Genomic DNA, 25,144 nt, shown 5'->3' with positions numbered 1-25,144 from the left:
CCATCACCCCCAAGGGGGACGATCGCGCCGCCGGCTCCAGCCTCCGGACGGGCTACGCCCGCCCTCCGGCTGGAGCCGGCGGCCAACCTAGTTGTCGGCGCCGGACACGATGGTTGTCGCTGATCAGACGCCTTCGCCGCTCCGTCATCGGCCAAATGCGATAGCCTTGTCGGGATCCCGGGCGGCGCTTGGCGACGGCGCGCCGGATGTGCTAGGTTCGATGCGGAAAATGCCGGCGTCGAGACCGGCAGGATCGGGCGCGACACCGTCGGGCCCGATGGGCGAGCAGAGAAGGAGTTAGTCCATGCCCTCCTGGACCCGACGCGGATTGCTGTCCGTGGCCGCGGCCGGCGGCGTCGCCGCCTGCACCACCCGGCCGGCGAGCCTCCAGGGCAGCGCCGGCGCCCGCATCGACGCCGCGGTGGACGCGGCCATCGCCGAACTCTACGCGACCGTTTCCGGGTCCGAGCAGTTGGCGTCGCGGGCGCAGGGCCTGCTCGTCATCCCCAACATCACCGAGCTCGGCTTCTTCGCCGGCGGGGCCTATGGCGAGGGCGCGCTGCGGATCAACGGGGTGACCGTCGACTATTTCTCGCTGAGCGCGGTCTCGGTAGGCTTCATCTTCGGCGCCCAGGCCTACAACCAGGCGCTCTATTTCCTGACGCCCGAGGCGTTGCAGGAATTCCGCCTCGCCGACGGCTGGACCCTCGGCGTCGACGCCGCCGTGGTGGTCAACACCGACGGGGCCGCGGGCAGCCTCAACACCGCGAGCTTCAACCGCCCGATCGTCGAAGTCGTCTACGCCCAGCGCGGCCTCCTCGCCGACGCGAGCTTCGCCGGGGCGAAATACAGCCGCATCTACCGCTAGCGCGCACCGGCCGGGGGCGACCCCTTCACCCGCCCGCGGGGACCAGCGTCGTCACCCCGACGGCGCCCGCCCGCGCGAGGGCGGGATCGAGCGACATCGGCACGTATTCGGACCGCCGCCACAGGGCCGAGAGGTCGTCGTAGTGGCGCGACAGCAGGTGTCCGCTCTCGCCCGTGGCGATGACGAACACGCTCGCGTCCGGATCGGAGAAGTCATAGACGGCCCGGAGCCCGGCGGCATGCTGGTTCAGGTAGGGCTCAGGCCCGTAGCCGGGCGCGAGGCCGCGCAACAGCGTATGGTCTCCCCCCGGCGTCGACTGCCGGATGTTGGCGAGATAGCGCAGCACCGGAACCTCGCCGAGCGTCTGGTGCCGATGCAGGGCCTGGTGCGCGTCGCCCCAGCGCCAGCTTTCCATCCGCGCGCCGTAGCTCGCCTCGAGCTCGATCAGCGCCTCGTCGAGCGCGAGCCGCGCCGTGTCGGCGCAGGACTCCGCCGCGGTGGTCTGCACCACGTCGCACCAGGCGGCCGCGCCGTCCGCGTCGCGGAACACCCGTTCGAGGAACACCGGATCCGGCGCCGGCAGGCTGTCGGCCAGCGCCCCGAGCTCGTCGACGATCAGCCGCCGCTGCAGCGCCCGGACCCAGGCGGCATAGACCAGCGGCTCGGGCGTGTGCTCCGACATCTCGCCGGTCCAGTTCGCCAGCCGCTCCAGCGCCGCCTGCCGCCGCCGCTCCGCAGTCCCTACCGCCGCCGGCTCGCCACTGTACCAGAGGTCGCGGGCGATCAGCGGCAGCAGCGTGCGCGCCGCCTCGGAAACCGTATCGGTCTGGATCTCGATGAAGCTGTCGCGCGTGTGGTACGCCCGCGCGTTCAGGAGCCGCTCCGCCCGGATGATCCGGTGGCTGTCGCCCCAGTCGAAGCTCAGGTGGTCGGGAAAGGGCGCATCCGTCAGCTTGTTGTTGGTGTTGACGACGAGGCCGCCCGGCGGGTCGAGCACCCATGGGTTGGCCTCGAAGGGTCGAATCCCCCGCCAGTCGTTGGCGGCGAGCCAGCCCGCCGCGGGGATCGCCCCCTGACTGGCGCTCGACGGATCCCGCGCCGGCGCGGCGCCGGCCATCTGCAACGCGATCTCCTCGCGGTCGGCCAGCGTCAGCATCTGCGACGGCGCCACGAAGTTCCGCGCCGCCGCCCGCGCGGCGCGCACCGAGCCCGCCCGCATCAGCGCGAGGCCGGCGCTCATCGAACGGTCCTCCGCCGTCAGCGCCGTCCAGGCAAGGCTCGCCACATGGCCGGGCGGCGTCACCGCGCCGACGCCGAAGGCCCCGGGCGGGAGCACCGGCCCGTGCCGCGTCCAGCGCAGCGTCTCGGCGACGGGGTCCGCGTCCTTCACCCCGATCAGGACCCGGCGCTCGACGAAGGCCGCCCAGCCCCCGGGCGTCAGGTAGCGGGTCGGATCCTGCGGATCCACGCGCTCCACATAGACGTCCTGGTCGTCGAGATAGCTCGAGGTCAGCCCCCAGCCGAGATCGGGATTGCGCCCGATCAGCACCAGCGGCATCCCCGGGATGGTGCCGCCGATCACCGGCCCGGAGGCGAGGTCGATCCGCGCCAGCATCCAGATCGAGGGCGCGGTCAGCCCCAGATGCGGATCGGTGGCGAGGAGCGGCGCGCCCCCGGCCGTGCGCGCCGGCGCGGCGGCAAAGGCGTTCGAGGCCCCTGCCGCGCCGACCGGCGCCGTGGGGTCGAGCGGGTGGCGCAGGCCCGCATGCCGCGCCGACCGGGGCGCCAGCGCCGCGCCGAAATCCGGCAGGCCGAGCAGCGGCGGATTGGGCGAATCCGGCATCAGGTCGCGCACCCGCTCCGCCGGAACCGTGACGAGAAGCTGCGCCCGCAGCGTCTCGCGCGCCGCCTTGTCGGTCAGTTGCAGCGCCATCAGCTTCAGGATCGCCAGCGAATCCGCCGGGGTCCAGGGCGCGATCTGGGCGTCGAACAGGAAGAACTCCGGCGCGCCACGGCCGAGCGCCTCGGCCTGCACCACGCCGAGCCACGCGTTCACCCCCGCGGCATAGGCGTCGAGCGCCGCCATCGTGTCCGCGTCCTGCGCCGCGACCGAGGACTGGGCCAGCGGATAGAGATCGAGCGCCCGCATCAGCCGGTCGATCTCCAGCGTATCCGCCCCGAAAAGCTCCGAGAGCCGCCCCTGCGCCGTCCGCCGCATCATCGTCATCTGCCAGAGCCGGTCCTGGGCGTGGACGAGGCCGAGCGCGAAAAAAGCATCGTGGTCGTCGCGGGCGAGGATGTGCGGCACGGCGTTGCGGTCGCGCACGATCTCGACCGGCTGGCGCAGCCCGGCGAGGCTCAGGTTGCGCCCGTAATCCGGCAGGGACCGGCTCGCGAGGTAGTAGCCGAGGCCGAGCGCGAGGCCGGCCAGCACGGCCATCACGACGACGGCGCGCATCAGCCACCGGAACAGAAACGCCATCCGCGCGCGCCGCCTCCTGGCCGTCCGTCCGCTTGACCGGTCCGGGATAGCAGGCCATCAGGGGGCTGACAACGGACGAGGACCACTCGGGGGATCACCATGGCGCGCGTCGCATTCATCGGCCTCGGGGTCATGGGCTTTCCCATGGCGGGCCACCTCGCGGCAAAGGGGCACGAGGTGACGGTCTACAACCGCACCCCGGCCCGCGCCGCAACCTGGGTCGGCAGGCACGGCGGCCGGTCGGCGCCGACGCCGGCCGAAGCGGCCAGCGGCGCGGAGATCGTCTTCGCCTGCGTCGGCAACGACGACGACCTGCGCAGCGTGACCGTCGGCGAGGGCGGCGCATTCTCCGGGCTGGCGCGCGGCGCCGTCTTCGTCGATCACACCACCGCATCGGCAAAGGTCACGCGCGAACTCGCCGCCACGGCCGAGGCCGTCGGCGCGGCCTTCGTCGACGCCCCGGTCTCCGGCGGACAGGCCGGCGCCGAGAACGGCGCGCTCACGGTGATGTGCGGCGGCGACGAGGCCGCCTATGCCCGCGTCGTGCCGGTGGTCCTCGCCTATGCCCGCGCCTGCCGGCGCATGGGCGGGGTCGGGGCCGGGCAGCTCACCAAGATGGTCAACCAGATCTGCATCGCGGGCGTCCTGCAGGGCCTCAGCGAGGGCCTTGCCTTCGCCCGCAGGGCCGGGCTCGACGGCGAGGCGGTGCTCGACGTGATCTCCAAGGGCGCCGCCGGGTCGTGGCAGATGGACAACCGCGGCAAGACCATGCTTGCCGACAGGTTCGACTTCGGCTTCGCCGTGGACTGGATGCGCAAGGACCTCGGCATCTGCCTCGACGAGGCGAACGCCAACGGCGCGAGCCTGCCGGCGACGGCGCTGATCGACCAGTTCTACAAGGACGTGCAGGCGATGAGCGGCGGCCGCTGGGATACCTCGAGCCTGATCCGGCGGCTCGCATGATCCCGCCCGCCGCGCTCGCGCCGGGGGTAAAGATCGCCCCCTCCATCCTCTCCGCCGACTTCGCGCGGCTGGGCGAGGAAGTCCGGGCCATCGAGGACGCCGGCGCCGACTGGGTCCATGTCGACGTGATGGACGGGCATTTCGTGCCGAACCTCACCTTCGGCCCGCTCGTGGTCAGGGCGATCCGCCCCTTCGTCCGCACGCTGATGGACGTCCACCTGATGATCGCCCCGGCCGACCCTTACCTCGCCGCCTTCGCCGAGGCCGGGGCGGACCTCATCACCGTCCACGCCGAGGCGTCGCCGCACCTCGATCGCTCGCTCGCCGCGATCCGCGACCTCGGTTGCCTCGCCGGCGTCTCGCTGACGCCCTCCACGCCCCCCGAGGCGGTCGAGTACGTGCTCGACCGGGTCGACCTGATCCTCGTCATGACCGTGAACCCCGGCTTCGGCGGCCAGTCGTTCCTCGCCTCGCAACTCCCCAAGCTGCGCAAGCTCCGCGGCTGGATCGGGGACCGGCCGATCCGGTTGCAGGTCGACGGCGGCGTCGCCCCGAAGACGGCGCCCCTCTGCGTCGAGGCGGGCGCCGACGTCCTCGTCGCCGGCTCCGCGGTCTTCGCCGGAGGCCCCGCGGCCTATGCCGGCAACATCGCGGCGCTGCGCCCGGCCTGATCCCGGAGCGCCCCCGAATCCGCCCGGACCGACGCTGCGCCTCACCCGGCCACGGCGACCGGCCTGCCCTCGCGGCCCGTCGCGATAAGCGCATCGATCAGCCGGTGAACCTTCAGCGCCTCCTCGCCCGTCACCTTCGGGTCACGGCCCTCGCGGATGGCGGCGACGAAATCGGCCATGACCGCGCGGTGATGGTCGTGCGGGAACGCCATCGGATCGGCGCCGGCGCCGCCGGCGCTGCCGTCGGGGGCGATCGCTTCGCGGCGCCCGTCCTGGTGCTGCACCAGCAGTTCGGCCCCGCGCAGGCGCGCCGTGCCCCGCTCGCAGACCAGCGCGATCTCCTCGGGAAAGCCCGGAAAGCTCGCCGTCGTCGCCTCGATCGTGCCGATCGCCCCGCTGGCGAAGCGGACGGCGACGGCGACCATGTCCTCGGTCTCCATCCGGTGCAGCGGCGTCGTCGTGACGAAGCCCGTCACCGTCTCGACCGGCCCGGCGAGGCTCAGCATCAGGTCGAGCGTGTGGATGCCCTGCGTCATCAGCACGCCGCCGCCGTCGCGGGCCAGCGTGCCCCGGCCGGGTTCGTCGTAGTAGGTTTGCGACCGCCACAGCCGGATCGTCACCGAACAGCCGACGATCCGTCCGAGCGCGTCGGCGGCGAGCATCTCGGCGAGCCGCTGTCCCGCCGGCCGGAACCGGTGCTGCAACACCACCCCCAGCCGCACGCCGGCCTGCCGGCACCCCCGCACCAGCGCCTCCGCCCGGGCCGTGCCGACCTCGAGGGGCTTCTCCATCAGCACGTGCTTGCCTGCGGCCGCGCAGGCGAGGCCGATCTCGCCATGCGTGCTCGGCGGCGTGAACACCGCCACCGCCTCGATGCGTGGATCGTCGAGGATCGCATCGAGGCTGTCGCAGGTCGGAAACGGAAACCGCGCCGCGAAGCCCGCGCGCCGCGCCGCGCTCGGGCTGAAGGCGGCCACGACCTCGACCTCGCTGGCGAGGTCGAGCAGGCCCTTCGCGTGCGGCGTGACCGCCATCCCCAGCCCGACGATGGCGAGGCGCAGCCGGCCCATGGCTCAGGGCTCCAGGCGACTGATCATCACCGTGCAGAACGGCTTCTTGCCGATGGTGTCGTTGCAGATGCGCGAGACCGCGCGCGTGGCGACCTGCTCCACCGGGTCGTCGTCGGCGAGATCGCGCGGCTTCATCCGGGCGAGGTTGCGGTCGATGTCGGCCTCGATCGTGCCGGCGAGACCGTCGCGCAGGCGCGGGGCGTCGGCGAGGCCGACCGTCTCGACCCAGGTCCCGCCAAGCGGCTTGCCCGCTTCGTCGATCAGGATCGAGACGGTGACGTGGCCGCGGATGGCCATGCGCAGGCGGTCGCGGATGATGCCGTCCATCGCCCCGATCAGCTGCGTGCCGTCGAGATAGAGCCGGCCGGTCTCCACCTGCTCGACGATCCGCGGCGCGCCGGGAGCGAGCGCGACCATCGCGCCGTTCGGGGCGACCACCGCCGGACGGCCGAGCTCGCGCGCAAGCTCGGCATGGATCGAGAGATGCCGGTGCTCGCCATGCATCGGCACCACCACGCCCGGACGCACCAGATCGTGCATCAGCGTCAGGTCGGGCCGGTTCGGATGGCCGGAGACGTGATAGCGGCCGTCGTCCTCGATCGCCCGCACCCCGCGCTCGGAGAGCGCGTTGAGGATCCGCGCCACGGCGACCTCGTTCCCGGGGATGGTCTTGGACGAGAAGAGATAGGTGTCGCCGGGCCGGAGCTCGAGGCCCATGAAGCGGCCCGAGGCGAGCTGCGCGGTCGCGGCGCGGCGCTCGCCCTGGCTCCCGGTGGCGAGAACCAGCAGCCGGTCGCGCGGCACGGTGTCGGCGTCGAGCGGGTCGATCGTCTCGGGGAAGCTGTCTAGAACCTCCGCCGTGCGCGCCGTCTTCAGCATCGTGTTCATCGCGCGGCCGAGCACGATGATCTTGCGGCCCGCGTCGCGGCCCGCCTCGGCGAGGGTCTTGAGGCGCGCCACGTTGGAGGCGAAGGTGGTCGCGACCACCATCCCCTCCGCCTCGGCCATCAGCGCCCGGATCGGCGCGGCCAGCGTCGCCTCCGACCGCCCGGGATGCGGCTGGAAGACGTTGGTGGAATCGCAGGTCATGGCAAGGACGCCGAGATCGCCGATGGCGCGGAAGGTCTCGTCGTCGAAGGGCTCGCCCACCACGGGCGTGCGGTCGACCTTGAAATCCGCCGTGTGCATGATGCGTCCGAGCGGCGTCTCGATCAGCAGCGCCGAGCACTCCGGGACGGAATGCGCGATCGGAACGAACCCGACCCGAAACGGCCCGGCATGGACCATGTGCGGCCAGGCCTGCGTCTGGTGGACCATGGCCGTGTCCTGGCCGGCGCGCTCCATCTTGTTCTGGGCGATCGCCGTGGTGAAACGGCGGGCGAAGACCGGCGCCTGCAAGCGGTGGAACAGGACGCCGAGCGCGCCGACGTGGTCCTCGTGGGCGTGGGTGATGAACACGCCCTCCAGCCTGTCGGCGCGCGCCTGCACCCAGGACGGGTCGGCCATGATGAGATCGACGCCCGGCGCGTTCTCCATGGTCGGGAAGGTCACGCCCGCATCGACGAGGATCAGCCGCTCGCTCCCCTCGGGACCGAAGCCGTAGACATACATGTTCATGCCGATCTCGCCCGCCCCGCCGAGGGGCAGGTAGATGAGCCGGTCGGGTTTCGCCATGAGGCTTCCCTACTCCTTGTTGAGGGCGTCGATCAGTACGAGGCCGTGAATGGTCAGGTCGGAATCGATGATCTGCAAGACGTCGGTGGCCTGGGCGAACAGCGTGGACAGCCCCCCGGTTCCGATCACCTTCATCGGAACCCCGCGCTCCTCGCGGATACGGGCGCACAGGCCCTCGATCAACCCGATGTAACCCCAGAAGATGCCGGACTGCATGCAGGCGACGGTGTTGGTGCCGACGACCCGCTCCGGGCGGGTGACGTCGATGAAGGGCAGCGCGGCGGCCGCGTCGTGCAGCGCCTTGAGCGACAGGTTGACGCCGGGGGCGATCACGCCGCCGACATAGGCGCCGTCGTGGTCCACCACGTCGAGGGTCGTCGCGGTGCCGAAGTCGACGACGATCAGGTTGCCGCCATAGCGGTCGTAGGCGCCGACGGTGTTGACGAGGCGGTCGGCGCCGACCTGGGCCGTCGGATCGACCCGCACGGGCACGCCGAGCTTGACCTCCGGCTTGCCGACGACCTTGGGGCGGGTGTTGAAGTACCGGTCGGACAGGATCCTGAGGTTGAGCACCACCTGCGGCACCACCGACGAGATGACGACCGAGCCCACCTCGAGCTTGTGGCCGGCGTTCTCCATGAGCTGCGACAGCCAGACGAAATACTCATCCGCTGTCCGCTGGCGCTCGGTGCGGCAGCGCCATTCGGCGATGGTCGAGCGCCCGTCATGCAGCGCGAACACGGTGTTGGTGTTGCCGACGTCAATCGCGAGAAGCATCGGTAGGCTCCCCGGGAAAGTGCACGTCGGCGGCGGGCAGGCGGACCCGGCCGGTCTCCGTCGCGAGGATCAGCGCGCCGCTCGCGTCGATGGTCTCGAAGCGTCCCTCGACGACGCGGCCGGGCAGCCGGGCCGTCACCGTTTCGCCGAGGCGCGCGGCGCGGGCGAGCCAGGCGTCCCGCACCGGCGCGAACCCCTCGGTGCGGAACAGCGTCTCCCACCGCGCGTAGGCCGCCGCCAGCAGCGCGAGGAACGCCACGGGCTCGGGCGCCGGCCCCGCCGCCGCCAGCGTCGTCGTCGCCACGGCCCCGGGCTCGAGCTCCGCCGCCCCGGGCGTGGCGACGAGGTTCACCCCGAAGCCGATGACCAGCGCCAGCGGCCCCTGCGGTCGCCCCCCCGTCTCCAGCAGGATGCCCGCGAGCTTGCCGCCGTCGAGCAGCACGTCGTTCGGCCATTTCAGCGAGAACCGCTCCGCCTGCCCGACGGCCGCGGCGAAGGCGTCGTGCAGCGCCAGCGCCGCGACGAACGACCTCAGCGCCGCCTCGGCCGGCGAGACGCCCGGCAGCATCAGGAGGCTCGCCGCGAAGTTCCCCTCCGGCATCGACCACGCCCGCCCGCGCCGCCCGCGCGCCGCCGTCTGGGCGCGGGCAAGGATCCAGGCCGGCCCCGCCTCGCCCGCGGCCGCGCGGCGCAGACCCTCGGCGTTGGTGCTGTCGAGCCGGTCGTGAATGCTCCGGCCGTAGCCGTCGGGCCAGGACACGCTACTGGAACAACGTCATCGCCGCCGCGCCGGCGATCGTCTCGACCCCGAAGAGGTTGACGATCCCGAGCAGCATGGCGAGCGCGGACGCCCCGAGGAAGCCCCAGTGCAGCCCGGGCATCCGCCCGTCGAGCCCGTCGACCGCCTCGCCGAAATACATCAGGAAGACGATGCGCAGATAGTAGTAGGCGGCGATGACGCTGGCGACGACGCCCGCGATCGCGAGCCAGACGAGCCCCGCGTCGACCGCCGCCGTCAGCACGTAGAACTTTCCGAAGAAGCCGACGAGCGGCGGCACGCCCGCCATCGAGAACATCAGCACCGCCAGCGCCGCGGCGCGGGCAGGCGCCACCCGGCTGTAGAGACCGAGCGAATAGAGGTCGGTCACCGGCTTGCCGTCCTTCTCCATGTTCAGGATGAAGGCGAAGGCACCGACGTTCATGGTCACGTAGATCGCCAGATAGATCAGCATCGCCTGCGCGCCCTGCTCGGTGCCGGCCGCGAGACCCATGAGCACGAAGCCCATGTGGTTGATCGAGGAATAGGCCATCAGCCGCTTGAAGTTGCGCTGGCCGATGCCTCCCACCGCGCCGAGGAACATCGAGGCGATCGACAGGAAGACCAGGATCTGCTGCCAGTCGGCCGTCGCCCCGCCGAAGGCGTCGTAGAGCAGGCGCGCGATCATCGCCGCCGCGGCCACCTTGGGGGCGGTGGCGAAGAACAGCGTCACCGGGGTCGGCGAGCCCTCGTAGACGTCGGGCGTCCACATGTGGAACGGCACGGCCGAGACCTTGAAGGCCATGCCGGCCACGAGGAAGACGAGGCCGAAGAGGAGCCCGAGCGGCACGTGCCCGCCTTCGAGCGAGACGCCGATCCCCGCGAACGCGGTCGTGCCGGAATACCCGTAGGTCAGCGAGGCGCCATAGAGGAGCAGGCCCGACGAAAGCGCGCCGAGCACGAAATACTTCAGCCCCGCCTCGGTCGAGCGCAGGCTGTCGCGCCGGAAGGCGGCGACGACGTAGAGCGCCAGCGACTGCAACTCCAGGCCGAGATAGAGCACGATCAGGTCGCGCGCCGACACCATCGTCATCATCCCGACGGCGGCGAGCATGGCGAGCACCGGGTACTCGTACTTCAGCAGATCGTTCTTTTGCAGGTAGTCGCGGCTCAGCGCCAGCGTCGCCGCCGCGCCGAAGAGGACCATCACCTTGGAGAAGCGCGCAAAGCCGTCCGAAACGAACGAGCCGTCGAAGGCCGTCCGCGTCCCCTCCGGCTGGAACCCGATCCAGAGGCCGACGACCGCGAGCACGATCGTCGCCCCCCAGAGGATGGGGCCGTCCATCGCCCTGGACGAAAAGGCGCCGAGCATGAGGAAGGCCATCGCGAGAACCGCGAGCAGGAGCTCCGGGGCGACGACGGCGAGGTTCTCTGCGAGCATCGCGTCTTCCTCAGTTGGCTGCGAGTTCGACGGCCGTGTCGGCGGCCGCCGCTGCGGTCTGCTGCGCCTCGACCAGCGCCGCGACGGAGGGCCCGACCACGTCGAGCACGGCGGCGGGATAGACGCCGAGGATGATCGTGCCGGCGACCAGCGGCGCAAACAGCAGCTTCTCGCGCCGGCTCATGTCCTGGATGGTCTTGAGGCTGCCCTTGATCAGGTCGCCGAACACCACGCGCCGGTAGAGATAGAGCGCATACGCCGCCGACAGGATCACGCCCGTGGCCGCGAAGAACGCGACCCAGGTGGAGACCTGATAGACCCCCGCGAGCGTCAGGAACTCGCCGACGAAGCCGCTCGTCCCCGGCAGGCCGACGTTGCCCATGGTGAAGAGCATGAAGATCAGCGCATAGGCCGGCATGCGGATCACGAGGCCGCCATAGGCGGCGATCTCGCGCGTGTGCATCCGGTCGTAGATCACCCCGACGATGAGGAAGAGCGCCCCCGAGATGAAGCCGTGGCTGATCATCTGGAACAGCGCGCCGTCGACGCCCTGCTGGTTGAAGGCGAAGATGCCCATGGTCACGAAGCCCATGTGGGCGACCGACGAATAGGCGATCAGCTTCTTCATGTCGTCCTGCACGAGCGCCACGAGGCTCGTGTAGATGATCGCCATCGCCGAGAGGACGAACACGAAGTCCTGCATCACCTCCGACCCGACCGGGAACATCGGCAGCGAGAAGCGCAGGAACCCGTAGCCGCCCATCTTCAGCAGGATCGCCGCCAGCACCACCGAGCCCGCGGTCGGCGCCTGCACGTGCGCGTCGGGCAGCCAGGTATGCACCGGCCACATCGGCAGCTTCACCGCGAAGGAGGCGAAGAACGCGATGAAGAGCAGCGTCTGCACCCCGCCGACCACGTTGATCCCGAGCACGGTGATCGGGTCCGAGCTGAACTGGTGGGTCATCAGCGTCGGGATGTCGGTGGTGCCCGCCTGCATCCACATGGCGATCATCGCGACCAGCATCAGCACCGACCCGAGGAAGGTGTAGAGGAAGAACTTGAAGCTCGCGTAGATGCGTTCCTTGCCGCCCCAGATGCCGATGATCAGGAACATCGGGATCAGGCCAGCCTCGAAGAAGATGTAGAACAGCACCAGATCGAGCGCGACGAAGACCCCGATCATGAAGGTCTCGAGCACCAGGAACGCGATCATGTATTCCTTGACCCGGTCGGTCACGTGCCACGAGGCGCCGATGGTGATCGGCATCAGGAACGTCGTCAGCATCACGAACAGCACCGACAGCCCGTCGACGCCGAGCTTGTAGGTGAGCCCGCCAAGCCAGGGGCTCTCCTCGACGAACTGGAAGCCGGTGTTCGACGGGTCGAAGCCGGTCATGACGAAGATCGACAGCAGGAACGTCGCCGACGTGGTGACGAGCGCCAGCATCTTGGCGTTCCTCTGCGCGTGCTCGTCGTCTCCGCGAAGGAAGACGAGCAGGACGATCGCGCCGATCAGCGGCAGGAAGGTGACGAGCGACAGCAGGTTGTCCATGTCAGTGGCTCCCCCGCACCATCATCCAGAGCGTGATCGCGACGAGCCCCAGCACCATGGCGAAGGCGTAGTGGAAGACGTAGCCCGACTGCGCCCTCCCCGCGAGCCGCGTCACCCACGGCACGATCCCCATGGCGACTCCGTTGATCGTGCCGTCGATCGTGGCCCCGTCGCCCTTCTTCCACAGCAGCCGGCCGATCCAGAACGCCGGCCGGACGAAGACGACGTCGTAGATCTCGTCGAAGTACCACTTGTTGTAGAGGAAGTTGTAGAGCGGCCACTGTTGCTTCGCGAGCCGCCCCGGCAGCGACGGATTGCGGATGTAGAACTGGTACGCGACCACGAACCCGAGCAGCATGGCGACGAAGGGCGACGCCTTGACCCAGGCCGGCGAGTGGTGCGCGTCGTCCATGACGTGGTTGTCCTGCGCCATGAAGATGCCGCCGGTCTCCCAGCCATGCGGCAGAACCTCGGGCGCCTCGTCCTCGGCCGCGGCGACCTCGGCCCCCTCGGCCGGCGTCAGCGCATGGGCCTCGGCGGCCTCCTCGGCATGCGTCCCGGCCTCCTCGTTGGCCGCCGCCGCCTCGGCGTGCTCCTCGGTCGCCTCGGCATGCGCCGGAATGCCGAAGAAGGCGTTGACCGAGTTGTGGTCGCCGAAGAACGGCTTGTACCAGATCATCCCGGCCAGCACCGCGCCGAGCGCGAGCGCCGCGAGCGGGATCAGCATGCTGCGCGGGCTCTCGTGCGCGTGGTCATGCGCGTGATGGTCGCCCCGCGGCGCGCCGTAGAAGGTCATGAAGACCAGCCGCCACGAATAGAACGACGTCATCGCCGCCGAGAGGATCAGGAGCACGAAGGCGAAGCTCGCCGCGCCGGTGCCGCCGGCATAGGCGCTCTCCACGATCGCGTCCTTCGACAGGAAGCCGGCGAAGCCGATCGAGGTCAGCGGGATGCCGACGCCGGTGATGGCGAGCGTGCCGATCATCATCGTCCAGAAGGTGAACGGGATCTTGTCCTTGAGCCCGCCGTAGTTGCGCATGTCCTGCTCGTGATGCATCGCGGTGATGACCGAGCCGGCGCCGAGGAACAGAAGCGCCTTGAAGAAGGCGTGCGTGAAGAGGTGGAACATCGCCGCCGAATAGACGCCGACGCCTGCCGCCACGAACATGTAGCCGAGCTGCGAGCAGGTCGAATAGGCGATCACCCGCTTGATGTCGTTCTGCACGAGGCCGACGGTCGCCGCGAAGAACGCCGTCGTCGCGCCGATGATGACGATGAAATCCTTGGCGTGCGGCGCGAACTCGATGATCGGCGACATCCGGCAGACGAGGAAGACGCCCGCCGTCACCATGGTCGCGGCATGGATGAGCGCGGAGACCGGGGTCGGGCCCTCCATCGCGTCCGGCAGCCAGGTGTGCAGGAAGAGCTGCGCCGACTTGCCCATGGCGCCGACGAAAAGCAGCACCGACACCACCTCGGCGGCGTTCCAGTCCCGCCACAGGAAGCGGAACTCGGAGACCGCGATCGACGGCGCGGCGGCGAAGATGTCGTCGAACCAGATCGAGTCGACGAGCATGTAGACCGCGAAGATGCCGAGCAGGAAGCCGAAGTCGCCGATACGGTTGACGACGAAGGCCTTGATCGCCGCGGCGTTGGCCGAGGACTTGCGGTAGTAGAATCCGATCAGCAGGTACGACGCGACGCCGACGCCCTCCCAGCCGAAGAACATCTGAAGCAGGTTGTCGGCCGTCACCAGCGCCAGCATGGCGAAGGTGAAGAACGACAGATAGGCGAAGAACCGCGGCTTGTAGCTCTCGCCGTGCTTCCAGTTCTCGTCATGGGCCATGTACCCCAGGCTGTACATGTGCACGAGCGACGACACGGTGGTGACGACGACCAGCATGATCGCGGTCAGCCGGTCGAGCCGGACGCCCCAGTCGACCGCGAGCGAGCCGGACTGGATCCACGGGAACAGCTGGACCTGCCGCGCCACCCCGTCGAAGCCGAGGAACACGATCCACGACAGCACGCAGCACAGGAACAGGACGCCGGTGGCGAGGTACGTCGCCGCCTGCTCGCCCATCCACTTCCAGCCGAAGCCGCAGAGGAGGGCGCCGAGGAGCGGCGCAAGGAGGATGATCGTCGTCATCGCCGCTCAGCCCTTCATCACGTTGATGTCCTCGACCGCGATCGTTCCGGTGTTGCGGAAGAAGCAGACGAGGATGGCAAGGCCAATCGCCGCCTCGGCGGCGGCGACGGTCAGCACGAACAGGGTGAAGATCTGGCCGACCAGGTCGCCGAGATGCGCCGAGAAGGCCACGAGGTTGAGGTTCACCGCGAGCAGCATCAGCTCGATCGACATCAGGATGATGATGACGTTCTTGCGGTTGATGAAGATGCCGAAGATGCCGGTCACGAACATGATCGCCGCGACGGTGAGGTAGTGCCCGAGCCCGATCATCCCCTGCTCCCTGCGTTGGCCGGCCGCGCCCCGATGCGGTTCATATCCCCTGCCCCGGCTTGACGTCCTTGAGTTCCACCGCCCGCGCCGGATCCCGGTACATCTGCGTCAGCACGTCCTGCCGCTTCACGCCGACCCGCTTGCGATGCGTCAGCACGATCGCCCCGATCATCGCGACGAGGAGCACGAGCCCCGCCGCCTGGAACAGGAAGATGTACTTCGTGTAGAGCAGCGCCCCGAGCGCCGCGGTGTTGTCGACCTCCGCCGGCGAGGGCGTCACCGCCGCCCGCTGCGCCAGCGCGATGTCCGTCGTCTCCCACGCCCCGAAGACGAAGCCGAGCTGCACCAGCAGGATCACCCCGATCAGCAGTCCCACCGGCAGATACGCCGCCATGCCCTCGCGCAGCGCCGCGAAGTCGACGTCGAGCATCATCACCACGAAGAGGAACAGCACCGCAACGGCGCCGACATAGACGATCAGCATCAGCATCGCCACGAACTCCGCGCCGAGCAGCACGAAGAGCCCGGCCACCGAGAAGAAGGCGAGGATCAGCCACAGCACCGAATGCACCGGGCTGCGGGCGAACACCACGAGGAAGCCGGACAGGACGGCCACGATCGAGAACAGGTAGAAGGAGAACGTGGCCATGGGCTGTCCCTCAGCGATACGGCGCGTCGAGTTCGAGATTGCGGGAGATCTCGGCCTCCCAGCGATCCCCGTTCGCGAGCAGCTTCTCCTTGGTGTAGAACAGCTCCTCGCGGCTCTCGGTCGAGAACTCGAAATTCGGCCCCTCGACGATGGCGTCGACCGGGCAGGCCTCCTGGCAGAAGCCGCAGTAGATGCACTTCGTCATGTCGATGTCGTAGCGCGTCGTCCGTCGGCTGCCGTCGTCGCGGGGCTCCGCGTCGATGGTGATCGCCTGCGCCGGGCAGATCGCCTCGCAGAGCTTGCAGGCGATGCACCGCTCCTCGCCGTTCGCATACCGTCGGAGCGCGTGCTCCCCCCGGAACCGGGGCGACAGCGGCCCCTTCTCGTGCGGGTAGTTGATCGTCGCCTTGGGCTTGAAGAAGTACTTGATCCCCAGCTTGAAGCCGATGGCGATGTCGGTGAGCAGAAAGTAGTAGACGGCGCGGTTGAACGGGATGCCCATCATCAGCCTCCGATAGCCCAGCGCTGATAGGCGCCCCAGAACCAGCCGTACTGCGCGAAGAACCCGACCAGAACCACCCAGCCGATCGACATCGGCAGGAACACCTTCCAGCCGATCCGCATCAGCTGGTCATAGCGGTAGCGCGGCACGATCGCCTTCACCATCGCGAAGATGAAGAAGAAGAACACCATCTTGGCGAACATCCAGATCGCCCCGTCGGGCAGCCCCGGAATGGGCGACAGCCAGCCGCCGAAGAACAGGACCGAGATCAGCGCGCACATGAAGAACACGCTCATCAGCTCGCCGATCATGAACAGCAGGAACGGCGTCGAGGAATACTCGACCTGATACCCGGCCACGAGCTCCGATTCCGCCTCCGGCAGGTCGAACGGCGGCCGGTTGGTCTCGGCGAGCGACGAGACGAAGAACAGCACCACCATCGGCAGATGCGGCAGCCAGAACCAGTGGAACAGCCCCCAGCCCCCGGCCTGCGCCTCGACGATGCGGCTGAGGTTCAGCGACCCCGCCGAGATCAGCACGCCGACGATGATCAGGCCGAGCGAGACCTCGTAGGAGATCATCTGCGCCGCCGAGCGCAGCGCGCCCATGAACGGATACTTCGAGTTCGACGCCCAGCCGCCGATGATGATCGCGTAGACGTGCAGCGACGAGATGGCGAAGATGAACAGGATCCCGACATTCATGTCGGAGATCACCCAGCCGGGCGCCCAGGGGATCACCGCCCAGACGATCACCGGCAGCACGAAGGAGATCATCGGCGCCAGCAGGAACAGGGGCTTGTTGGCCCCGGCCGGGATGACGATCTCCTTGACGATGTATTTCAGGAAGTCGGCGAAGGACTGCATCAGCCCCCAGGGCCCGACCACGTTCGGCCCCCGGCGCAACTGCACCGCCGCCCAGATCTTGCGATCGGCGTACATCAGGAAGGCGAGGCAGACGAGAATGAAGACCGTCACCGCCAGGCATTGCAGCAGCACGATCAGGAAGATGCCGAAGCCGGTGTCGAGAAAGCCGTCCATCGCCTACTCCGCCGCCATCGCATGATGCCGCCCCGCGGCGAGCCGCGACAGCTCGGCCATGACCGTGCTGGCCCGCAGGACCGGGTTGGCGAGGTAGTGGTCCACCGCTGGCCCCCCGAAGTCCTGCCCGCTCATATCGCCGCGGGCCACGGGCGTCCACGGGTTTTCCGGAACTTCCTCGATGTGCCCCAGATGCGGGAACGCCGCGAAGAGCTGCTGGCGCAGCGCGATCAGGCTGTCGAAGGGCAGCGTGGCCCCGAGTTCCGCCGACAGCGCCCGCAGCACCGCCCAGTTCTCGCGCGCCTGCCCCGGCGGGAAACCGGCGCGGAGCGCCATCTGCGGCCGGCCCTCGGTGTTGACGAAGATGCCGGACTCCTCGGTCCAGGCCGCCCCCGGCAGGATCACGTCCGCCCGATGCGCCCCCCGGTCGCCGTGCGAGCCCTGATAGACCACGAACGGACCCGCCGGGATGTCGATCTCGTCCACCCCGAGCGCATAGACTGCCTCGGCGCCCTCGAGCGCGCCCTTCAGCCCGCCCTCGGCGACGAAGCCGATGTCCATCGCCCCCACCCGACTCGCCGCCGTGTGCAGGATCAGCAGCTTCGAGCCGGTCAGCTCGCAGAGCGCCATGACCTCGCCGAGCACCGCCGCGCCGTCGTCCGACGTCAGAGCGCCTTCACCGAGCACGATCAGGCTCGGGGTCGCCTTTTCCTCGTCGGTCAGCGTCTCGCGGTTCAGATCTGCGAGCGCCTTGCGCCCCGTGCCGATGTGGTCGACGGGATAGGTCAGGTCCGCCGGCTGACCGACCGAGGCGATCATTGCGCCGCCCAGCCAGGCCTTGCGTAGCCGCGCGTTCAGAACCGGCGCGTCGTGGCGCGGGTTGACGCCGACGAGCAGGATGCGCTTCGCGTGGTCGATGTCGCCGATCCGGGCCGTGCCGGCATAGCCCGAGCGGTTCCCGGCCGGGAGCCGCGCCCCGTCGAGCCGGCACTCGGTCACGCCGCCGAGCTTCTCCGTCAGGAGCTTCAGCGCGAACATCGCCTCGACCGGCGCGAGATCGCCCGCGAGCGCCGCGACCCTCTTGCCGGCGAGGCCCGCCTTCACCGCCGCGAACGCCTCGGCCCAGGTCGCGGGTCGCAGCTTGCCGCCCTCGCGGACATAGGGCTTGTCCAGCCGCTGCCGCCTCAGCCCGTCCCAGATGAAGCGCGAGCGATCGGCCAGCCATTCCTCGTTCACGCCGTCGTTGTTGCGCGGCATGATCCGCATCACCTCGCGCCCCTTGGCGTCGACGCGGATGTTCGACCCGAGCGCGTCCATCACGTCGATCGACTCGGTCTTGGTCAGCTCCCACGGTCGCGCCGTGAAGGCGTAGGGCTTCGACGTCAGCGCCCCGACGGGACAGAGGTCGATGACGTTGCCCTGCATCTCGCTCGTCAGCATCCGCCCGAGATAGCTCGTGATCTCGCTGTCCTCGCCGCGCCCCGTCTGCCCCATCTCCGGCACGCCGGCGACCTCGGTGATGAACCGCACGCAGCGCGTGCAGCTGATGCACCGCGTCATCTCGGTCTTGACCAGCGGCCCGAGATCCATGTCGATCGCCGCCCGCTTCGGCTCGCGATAGCGGCTGAAGTCGACGCCATAGGCCATCGCCTGGTCCTGGAGGTCGCATTCGCCGCCCTGGTCGCAGATCGGGCAGTCGAGCGGGTGGTTGATGAGCAGGAACTCCATCACCCCTTCCCGCGCCTTCTTGACCATCGGCGTGTTGGTCTTGACCTGCGGCGGCTGCCCGTCCGGCCCCGGGCGCAGATCCTTGACCTGCATCGCGCAGGACGCCGCCGGCTTGGGCGGGCCGCCCACCACCTCGACGAGGCACATCCGGCAGTTGCCGGCGATGCTCAGCCGCTCATGGTAGCAGAAGCGCGGAATCTCGACCCCGGCGACCTCGCAGGCCTGCAAGAGCGTCATCTGGGGCGGAACCTCGATCTCGACGTCGTCGACGATCAGCTTGCGCAGGTCGCTCATGGCTTTGGCTCCCGGCCGTCCACCGTCGGCCAATTCTTGAAGGCGAGCACCCAGAGCGAGATCAGGTTCGCAACCGGGATGATCATCAGGATCGACCACAGGCCGGAATGCCCGGTCCGCGACCAGATCTTCCAGTAGGGGATCACGGCAAGGGCGAGGATGACGAGGATCGGGATGAGCCCGATCCCGCCGTACTCCGTGGTCACGGTGGTCGTCGCTTCCATCGTCCTACTCCGCCGCCACCGCGCAGGCGCGCGTCCGCCAAAGCCGCGCCTCGCGCGCGTACTCCCACCCGAAGGCTTCCTCGCTGTCGCCGTTCGCGCGCAGATGCGCGAGCCGCTCCAGCCCCTCGTCGAGCGTCGGCCTGTGCCCTTCGGGCACGCGCCACATGACGAGATGCCGCTCGGGCATCAGCTCGAACCACTCGGCCCGGCGCGCATGGAACTGCCGATGCACGGTGTTCCAGACGAAGGCCTCCAGCGCCTCGACGCTCTCCCAGACCGTCAGGTTGGCGACATGGCGCGGATCGCCGTCGATCTTCGTCTCGGTGTTCCCGGTCCCCGGCTCGCCCGAGCCTTCCATCATCCAGACAAAGCCCGGCATGCGCTTGCCGAGCCCGTTCACCCGGTCGATCGCCGCCATGAACTCGGCGACGCGCGGGTCGTCGGTCTCCGCGACGAGCCTGCCGACGTTGAGCTGGGCGAGGTGCATGGCGCCGTTAACCCCTCATACCCGACAAAATTGCCATGCATACGGGTCGTGCATGGGTCGTGCATATGCCGTGCATCGGGATTTCTCGCGTTAACCCTTGATATCGCACGGCTTCCTACTCCGCCGCAACGGCGCTGACCCGCCCCGTCCGCTTCGCCCTGATCCGGTCCTCGATCTCGCCCCGGAAGTGGCGGACCAGCCCCTGGATCGGCCATGCCGCCGCGTCGCCAAGCGCGCAGATCGTGTGCCCCTCCACCTGCTTGGTCACGTCGAGGAGCATGTCGATCTCCTCCACCTCCGCGTCGCCCGTAACCAGCCGTTCCATCACCCGCATCATCCACCCCGTGCCCTCGCGGCACGGCGTACACTGGCCGCAGCTCTCGTGCTTGAAGAAGGCCGACAGCCGCCAGATCGCCTTGATGACGTCGGTCTGCTGGTCCATCACGATCATGCAGGCGGTCCCGAACGAGCTTTTCAGCTCCCGCATCCCGTCGAAATCCATGATCGCGGTCTCGCAGAGCTCCGCCGGCAGGATCGGGCAGGATGCGCCGCCCGGGATGATCGCCTTGAGGTTCTTCCAGCCGCCGCGAATGCCGCCGCCGTGCTTCTCGATGAGCTCCTTCATCGAGATCGACATGCTCTCCTCGACCACGCAGGGCGTGTTGACGTGCCCGGTCAGGCCGAAGAGCTTCACGCCGACGTTGTTCGGCCGCCCGAAGCCCGAGAACCACGCCGCGCCCCGGCGCAGGATCGTCGGCGTGACCGCGATCGACTCGACGTTGTTCACCGTGGTCGGGCAGCCATAGAGCCCGGCGTTCGCCGGGAACGGCGGCTTCAGCCGCGGCATGCCCTTGCGACCCTCGAGGCTCTCGAGCAGCGCGGTTTCCTCGCCGCAGATGTAGGCGCCCGCGCCATGATGCAGGTAGAGGTCGAAATCCCAGCCCGAACCGCAGGCGTTGCGGCCGAGAAGCCCCGCGTCATAGCACTCGTCGATCGCCGCCTGGAGCGCCTCGCGCTCGCGGATGTACTCGCCGCGCAGGTAGATATAGGCCGTGTGCGCGCCCATGGCGAAGCTGGCGATCAGGCAACCCTCGATCAGCGTATGCGGATCGTGGCGCATGATCTCGCGATCCTTGCAGGTCGCGGGCTCGGATTCGTCGGCGTTGACCACGAGGTAGTGCGGCCGGCCGTCGCTCCCCTTCGGCATGAACGACCATTTCAGGCCGGTCGGGAAACCCGCGCCGCCGCGACCTCGCAGGCCCGAGGCCTTGACCTCCTCGACGATCTTGTCCCGGCCGCGGGCGAGGATCTCGGCGGTCCCGTCCCAGCAGCCGCGCTTGCGCGCGCCCGCGAGGCTGCGGTCGAACATGCCGTAGATATTGGTGAAGATCCGGTCCTTGTCCGCCAGCATCGTGCTCGCCTTCCCTCAGTCCCCCCGCGCCGGCGCCCGTTCCGGGGCGCCGCCGGTCATTCGTCGTAGACCTCGCCCCGATCGACGCGCTCGGAGAACTCCGTGCTGCCGCCGCCGGCGAGGATGCGTGCCTGATCGACCCAGTCGTCGCGGGTCACCCGGCCGTGGAACCCTTCGAGGTTCGCGTCGACCCAGGCGACCTCGGCGGGCGTCCATGCCGCGATCTGGTCGAAATGGTAGTAGCCGAGCCCGTGCAGCACCGCCTCGAGCTTCGGCCCTACGCCCTTGATCCGCTTGAGATCGTCCGCCCCGCCCTCGCGCGGAGCCCCGAGCCCGGCCGGTCGCGCCGGCTCAACCTCCGCGAGCGCCGCCGCAGGCGCGGGCGCAGGCTTGGGTGCAGCGGCCGGCGCAGCCGCCGCCGCCCGGGCGAGGATGGGCTCGCCGGTGATGCGCGCCACCGTATCGCCGAGCGCGAGCGCCAGCGCCACCGAAGCGTTGGCCGCCTCGGCCCGCTCGCCGGCCGGCTGGATGTTCCCCCCGAGCGGCTCGGAGGCGAACCGCCCGTTCTGCGGCCCCGGCCTCGGAACCTCGCCCCGCGCCAGCGCGTCGAGGATCGCGCCAAAGCTCTCGGCCGTCAGGTCCTCGTAATAGTCCTTGCCGATCTGGGCCATTGGCGCGTTCGAACAGGAGCCGAGGCACTCGACCTCCTCCCAGCTGAACTTGCCGTCAGGCGACAACTGGTGCGGATGGGGCGCGATCCTCTGCTTGCAGACCTCGATCAGGCTCCCCGAGCCGCAGACCATGCAGGTCGTCGTGCCGCAGATCTGGATGTTCGCCACCGAGCCGACCGGCTGGAGCTGGAACATGAAGTAGAAGGTCGCGACCTCGAGCACGCGGATATAGGCCATGCCGAGCATCCGCGCGATCTCCTCGATCGCAGGCCTGGTGACCCAGCCCTCCTGCTCCTGGGCGCGCCACAGGAGCGGGATCACCGCGCTCGCCTGCCGGCCCTCGGGATACTTGGCGATGATCGTCTGCGCCCATTCGAGGTTCGCCGGCGTGAAGGCGAATCTCTCGGGCTGCTCGTGATAAAGTCGGCGCAGCATCTACGCGCACCCCTCCCAGTTCACCGGTCCACCTCGCCGAACACGATGTCGAGCGAGCCGAGCGCGGCCGACACGTCCGCCAGCATGTGTCCCCGGCAGACGAAGTCCATGGCCGCGAGATGCGCGAAGCCGGGCGCGCGCAGCTTCACCTTCCACGGCTTGTTGGTGCCGTCGGCGACCAGGTAGACGCCGAACTCGCCCTTGGGGGCCTCCACCGCAGCGTAGACCTCGCCCGCGGGCACATGGAAGCCCTCGGTGTAGAGCTTGAAGTGATGGATGAGCGCCTCCATCGAGGTCTTCATCTCGGCCCGCTTCGGCGGCGACAGCTTGCCGCGGGCCAGCACTTCCTGCCCCTTGCACTGGTTCAGCTTGTCGATCGCCTGAAGGATGATCCTCGTGCTCTCGCGCATCTCCCACATGCGGATGAGATACCGGTCGTAGCAGTCGCCGTTGACCCCCACCGGGATCTTGAAATCGAACTCGTCATAGCACTCGTAGGGCTGCGACCGCCGCAGGTCCCAGGCGAGCCCCGAGCCGCGCACCATCACCCCGGAGAACCCGAGCGCCTGGCACTCTTCGGCGCTGACGACCGCGATATCGACGTTGCGCTGCTTGAAGATGCGGTTCTCGGTCAGCAGGCCCTCGATGTCGTCCAGCACCTGCGGGAACTCGCGCGCCCATTTGCCGATGTCGTCGACGAGGTCCTGCGGCAGATCCTGATGCACGCCGCCGGGCCGGAAATAGGCGGCGTGGAGCCGCGCTCCGCAGGCGCGCTCGTAGAAGATCATCAGCTTCTCGCGCTCCTCGAAGCCCCAGAGGGGCGGCGTGAGCGCGCCGACGTCCATCGCCTGCGTGGTGACGTTGAGCAGATGGTTCAGGATGCGGCCGATCTCGGAATAGAGCACCCGGATCAGCGAGCCGCGTCGCGGGATCTCCGTGCCTGTCAGCTTCTCGATCGCGAGGCACCAAGCGTGCTCCTGGTTCATCGGCGCCACATAGTCGAGCCGGTCGAGATAGGGCAGGTTCTGAAGGTAGGTGCGGCTCTCCATCAGCTTCTCGGTGCCGCGATGCAGGAGCCCGATATGCGGGTCGCAGCGCTCCACCAGTTCGCCGTCGAGCTCCAGCACCAGCCGCAGAACGCCGTGCGCGGCCGGGTGCTGCGGGCCGAAGTTGATGTTGAAATTGCGGATCCGCTGCTCGTCCTTCAGCAGGCCCTGGGTCGCCTCGTCCATCGTCCCGCCCCCGTCTCAGACCGCCGCCGCCAGCGCGGCCGCGGGCTGCCGCCACGATGGCGGAACCGCGTCGCCGAACCGGGCGCGCACGAATTCATAGGCCGGCGCCAGCGTCTCGACCGCCTGCGCGATCTCCTCCGCGCTCGCCTTCGCCCCGCCGGAGCGGGCCGCGTTGACCTTGCTCCCGAAGTCCGCCGGCCGGCGCGCCACCCCTAGGAAGTCGGCCAGCCGGTCGACCTCCTCCTGCCGGAACAGCGTCTCGAAGAACAGGTAACAGATCCGCTCCCTCGGCGCCGCCCGCTCAAGCCGCTGGATTGTCAGGTCGTAGCGCGATCGGAGCACGCCCGCATCCTGCGGATCGGCCAGCGCCGCCGCGAGCCGCGTCGAGAAGTCGCTCCCGTCCTTCGGCCGGTCCTTGCGCACGTTCATGTTGACGCCCGAGACCAGTCGCGCCGCCGGGTCGCGCATGATGAGGACGAAGCGCGTATCGGCGTTGAGCCCCGCCATCTCCGCGAAGGTTCCGGCGTCGAGCAGCGCATAGGCCGGCGTGACCTCGCCGACCACGGGCTCGCCCTTCCACGCCTGGAACAGCACGTCGGCATAGGCCGCATGATCGCCCTTGCGGTCGGTCAGCATCCGCTCGGAAAGCCGCCAGGCGCGATCGACCCGCCGCCGCCGCGCGGAACGGGTCAGCCGCCCCCAGAAGGGCCGCGCCTCGATCTTGGCGATCTTCTTTCGCGCCCGCCCGACGCGGTCGAGCCCTCCGACGTCGGCGAGCGTCGACCAGTAGTGCTGCTCCTTGCGGACCGGCATGCAGATCTCGGGATGCGTCCGCAGATAGGCGTCGAGCCACGACGTGGCTGCCTTCTGCGCGCCCACCCCGAAGAAGAGGGTCCGTGGCCTGGCGAAGCGTGGGTCCGGAGCGATGTGCAAGGCGTGGCCCTCAGGTCGCCCTGCCGGGGTCGCGATAGGCGAGCACCCACAACATGACGACGATGCCGGCCGGCAGCAGGCAGACGAGCGACCAAGCCGGATTGATCCCGCTCCGCCCGGTCAGCTTCCACATCGGAACGAGGACCAGCGCCATCCCGATCAGGTAGACGATGAACTCCATGGTCAGCGCGGGCCCTTCTTCTCGTCGCCGGGCAGGATATACTCCGCGCCCTCCCACGGACTCATGAAGTCGAACATCCGGTATTCTTGGGTGAGCTTCACCGGCTCGTAGACGACTCGCTTCTGCTCCTCGTCGTAGCGCACCTCGACATAGCCGGTCGTCGGGAAGTCCTTGCGCAGCGGATGGCCGCGGAAGCCGTAGTCCGTCAGGATCCGCCGCAGGTCGGGATGGCCCGAGAACAGGATCCCGTACATGTCGAACACCTCCCGCTCGTACCAGTCGGCCGAGGGGTAGACGCCGATGATCGAGGGCACGATCTCGCCGTCGGCGACCGCCGCCTTCACGCGAACCCGCGCGTTCAGCGACATCGAGAGCAGGTGATAGACGACCTCGAACCGCTTCTCGCGATCGGGCCAGTCCACCGCGGTGACGTCGATCAGCGTGGTGAAGCGGCAGGAATGGTCGGTCCGCAGGAACTCCAGGAAGTCGGGGATGCCCGCGGGCGTGACGCTCATCGTCAACTCGCCGAAACTGACCTCGCCCGCGAGGACGGCGTCGGGCCGCTTCAGCAGGACGATCTCCTGAAGCTCCGCCAGCGCCGTCTCGATGGCTTCGAGCCTCGCCGCGGCGCTCATCGCACG

24 protein-coding genes are annotated in these 25,144 nt (G+C 69.2%); 3 read left to right on the top strand and 21 right to left on the bottom strand.

The window, feature by feature from the left end; genetic code table 11:
* Positions 1–304: 304 nt before the first annotated feature.
* Positions 305–868 carry a YSC84-related protein gene (locus KBA23_RS08655; RefSeq protein ID WP_290739449.1) on the top strand — a complete coding sequence of 188 codons (564 nt, stop codon included), beginning with the start codon at positions 305–307 and terminating at the stop codon, positions 866–868.
* Between the two features lie 25 nt (positions 869–893).
* Here the strand turns inward: KBA23_RS08655 and KBA23_RS08650 are convergent, their stop codons facing one another.
* Complete coding sequence (locus tag KBA23_RS08650) at positions 894–3,350, bottom strand: penicillin acylase family protein (RefSeq protein ID WP_290739447.1); 2,457 nt, start codon at positions 3,348–3,350, stop codon at positions 894–896.
* A 99-nt stretch (positions 3,351–3,449) separates the two neighbouring features.
* Here KBA23_RS08650 and KBA23_RS08645 point away from each other — a divergent pair, with 99 nt between their 5' ends.
* Positions 3,450–4,313, top strand: coding sequence for an NAD(P)-dependent oxidoreductase (locus KBA23_RS08645; RefSeq protein WP_290739444.1), 864 nt, complete (start codon positions 3,450–3,452; stop codon positions 4,311–4,313).
* A complete protein-coding gene (gene rpe / locus KBA23_RS08640) occupies positions 4,310–4,984 on the top strand; it encodes a ribulose-phosphate 3-epimerase (RefSeq protein ID WP_290739441.1) in 675 nt (224 codons plus the stop codon). Before KBA23_RS08645 ends, rpe begins: the two co-directional genes overlap by 4 nt.
* Before the next feature lie 41 nt (positions 4,985–5,025).
* Here the strand turns inward: rpe and KBA23_RS08635 are convergent, their stop codons facing one another.
* From KBA23_RS08635 to KBA23_RS08540, 20 genes are all read right to left on the bottom strand, one after another.
* Positions 5,026–6,054 (bottom strand): Gfo/Idh/MocA family oxidoreductase, encoded by a 1,029-nt coding sequence (locus tag KBA23_RS08635; protein WP_290739439.1) that lies wholly within the window; start codon positions 6,052–6,054, stop codon positions 5,026–5,028.
* Between the two features lie 3 nt (positions 6,055–6,057).
* Positions 6,058–7,728, bottom strand: a complete 1,671-nt coding sequence (locus tag KBA23_RS08630) for a ribonuclease J (RefSeq protein ID WP_290739436.1) — start codon at positions 7,726–7,728, stop codon at positions 6,058–6,060.
* 9 nt (positions 7,729–7,737) lie between these two features.
* Entirely contained in the window at positions 7,738–8,505 is a 768-nt protein-coding gene (locus tag KBA23_RS08625) for a type III pantothenate kinase (RefSeq protein WP_290739433.1), read from the bottom strand.
* Entirely contained in the window at positions 8,489–9,265 is a 777-nt protein-coding gene (locus KBA23_RS08620; RefSeq protein WP_290739430.1) for a biotin--[acetyl-CoA-carboxylase] ligase, read from the bottom strand. Before KBA23_RS08620 ends, KBA23_RS08625 begins: the two co-directional genes overlap by 17 nt.
* A 1-nt stretch (position 9,266) precedes the next feature.
* Complete coding sequence (gene nuoN, locus KBA23_RS08615; protein WP_290739428.1) at positions 9,267–10,703, bottom strand: NADH-quinone oxidoreductase subunit NuoN; 1,437 nt, start codon at positions 10,701–10,703, stop codon at positions 9,267–9,269.
* Positions 10,704–10,713: 10 nt separating this feature from the next.
* Entirely contained in the window at positions 10,714–12,255 is a 1,542-nt protein-coding gene (locus KBA23_RS08610; protein WP_290739426.1) for an NADH-quinone oxidoreductase subunit M, read from the bottom strand.
* A 1-nt stretch (position 12,256) separates the two neighbouring features.
* The gene (gene nuoL / locus KBA23_RS08605) at positions 12,257–14,404 is read right to left on the bottom strand and encodes an NADH-quinone oxidoreductase subunit L (protein WP_290739424.1); all 2,148 of its coding nucleotides are present in this window, start codon (positions 14,402–14,404) and stop codon (positions 12,257–12,259) included.
* A 6-nt stretch (positions 14,405–14,410) separates the two neighbouring features.
* Entirely contained in the window at positions 14,411–14,716 is a 306-nt protein-coding gene (gene nuoK / locus KBA23_RS08600; RefSeq protein WP_290739422.1) for an NADH-quinone oxidoreductase subunit NuoK, read from the bottom strand.
* A 40-nt stretch (positions 14,717–14,756) separates the two neighbouring features.
* A complete protein-coding gene (locus tag KBA23_RS08595; RefSeq protein WP_290739420.1) occupies positions 14,757–15,365 on the bottom strand; it encodes an NADH-quinone oxidoreductase subunit J in 609 nt (202 codons plus the stop codon).
* Positions 15,366–15,375: 10 nt separating this feature from the next.
* Positions 15,376–15,870: an NADH-quinone oxidoreductase subunit NuoI gene (nuoI, locus tag KBA23_RS08590; RefSeq protein ID WP_290739418.1), complete on the bottom strand. Its 495-nt coding sequence runs from the start codon at positions 15,868–15,870 to the stop codon at positions 15,376–15,378.
* Positions 15,870–16,907, bottom strand: coding sequence for an NADH-quinone oxidoreductase subunit NuoH (nuoH, locus tag KBA23_RS08585; RefSeq protein ID WP_290739415.1), 1,038 nt, complete (start codon positions 16,905–16,907; stop codon positions 15,870–15,872). The genes nuoI and nuoH overlap by 1 nt, the downstream gene beginning before the upstream one ends.
* Positions 16,908–16,910: 3 nt before the next feature.
* Positions 16,911–18,929, bottom strand: a complete 2,019-nt coding sequence (nuoG, locus tag KBA23_RS08580; protein WP_290739413.1) for an NADH-quinone oxidoreductase subunit NuoG — start codon at positions 18,927–18,929, stop codon at positions 16,911–16,913.
* Positions 18,926–19,153, bottom strand: a complete 228-nt coding sequence (locus KBA23_RS08575; RefSeq protein WP_290739411.1) for a hypothetical protein — start codon at positions 19,151–19,153, stop codon at positions 18,926–18,928. Before KBA23_RS08575 ends, nuoG begins: the two co-directional genes overlap by 4 nt.
* Positions 19,154–19,157: 4 nt before the next feature.
* Entirely contained in the window at positions 19,158–19,640 is a 483-nt protein-coding gene (locus KBA23_RS08570; protein ID WP_290739409.1) for a DUF3291 domain-containing protein, read from the bottom strand.
* 115 nt (positions 19,641–19,755) lie between these two features.
* Positions 19,756–21,051 (bottom strand): NADH-quinone oxidoreductase subunit NuoF, encoded by a 1,296-nt coding sequence (nuoF, locus tag KBA23_RS08565; RefSeq protein WP_290739407.1) that lies wholly within the window; start codon positions 21,049–21,051, stop codon positions 19,756–19,758.
* Positions 21,052–21,107: 56 nt separating this feature from the next.
* On the bottom strand, positions 21,108–22,157 hold the full coding sequence (nuoE, locus tag KBA23_RS08560) for an NADH-quinone oxidoreductase subunit NuoE (RefSeq protein ID WP_290739395.1): 1,050 nt from the start codon (positions 22,155–22,157) through the stop codon (positions 21,108–21,110).
* Between the two features lie 20 nt (positions 22,158–22,177).
* Positions 22,178–23,389 carry an NADH-quinone oxidoreductase subunit D gene (locus KBA23_RS08555; RefSeq protein WP_290739392.1) on the bottom strand — a complete coding sequence of 404 codons (1,212 nt, stop codon included), beginning with the start codon at positions 23,387–23,389 and terminating at the stop codon, positions 22,178–22,180.
* Positions 23,390–23,404: 15 nt separating this feature from the next.
* Positions 23,405–24,322 (bottom strand): sulfotransferase, encoded by a 918-nt coding sequence (locus tag KBA23_RS08550; RefSeq protein ID WP_290739389.1) that lies wholly within the window; start codon positions 24,320–24,322, stop codon positions 23,405–23,407.
* Between the two features lie 10 nt (positions 24,323–24,332).
* Positions 24,333–24,503, bottom strand: a complete 171-nt coding sequence (locus tag KBA23_RS08545) for a hypothetical protein (protein ID WP_290739386.1) — start codon at positions 24,501–24,503, stop codon at positions 24,333–24,335.
* 2 nt (positions 24,504–24,505) lie between these two features.
* Positions 24,506–25,111 (bottom strand): NADH-quinone oxidoreductase subunit C, encoded by a 606-nt coding sequence (locus KBA23_RS08540; RefSeq protein ID WP_290739453.1) that lies wholly within the window; start codon positions 25,109–25,111, stop codon positions 24,506–24,508.
* Between the last annotated feature and the right edge of the window lie 33 nt (positions 25,112–25,144).

The sequence above is a fragment of the Amaricoccus sp. genome (genome assembly GCF_017995835.1).
Taxonomy (GTDB): Bacteria; Pseudomonadota; Alphaproteobacteria; order Rhodobacterales; family Rhodobacteraceae; genus Amaricoccus.
This window is presented reverse-complemented; position numbering and strand designations above follow the sequence as displayed.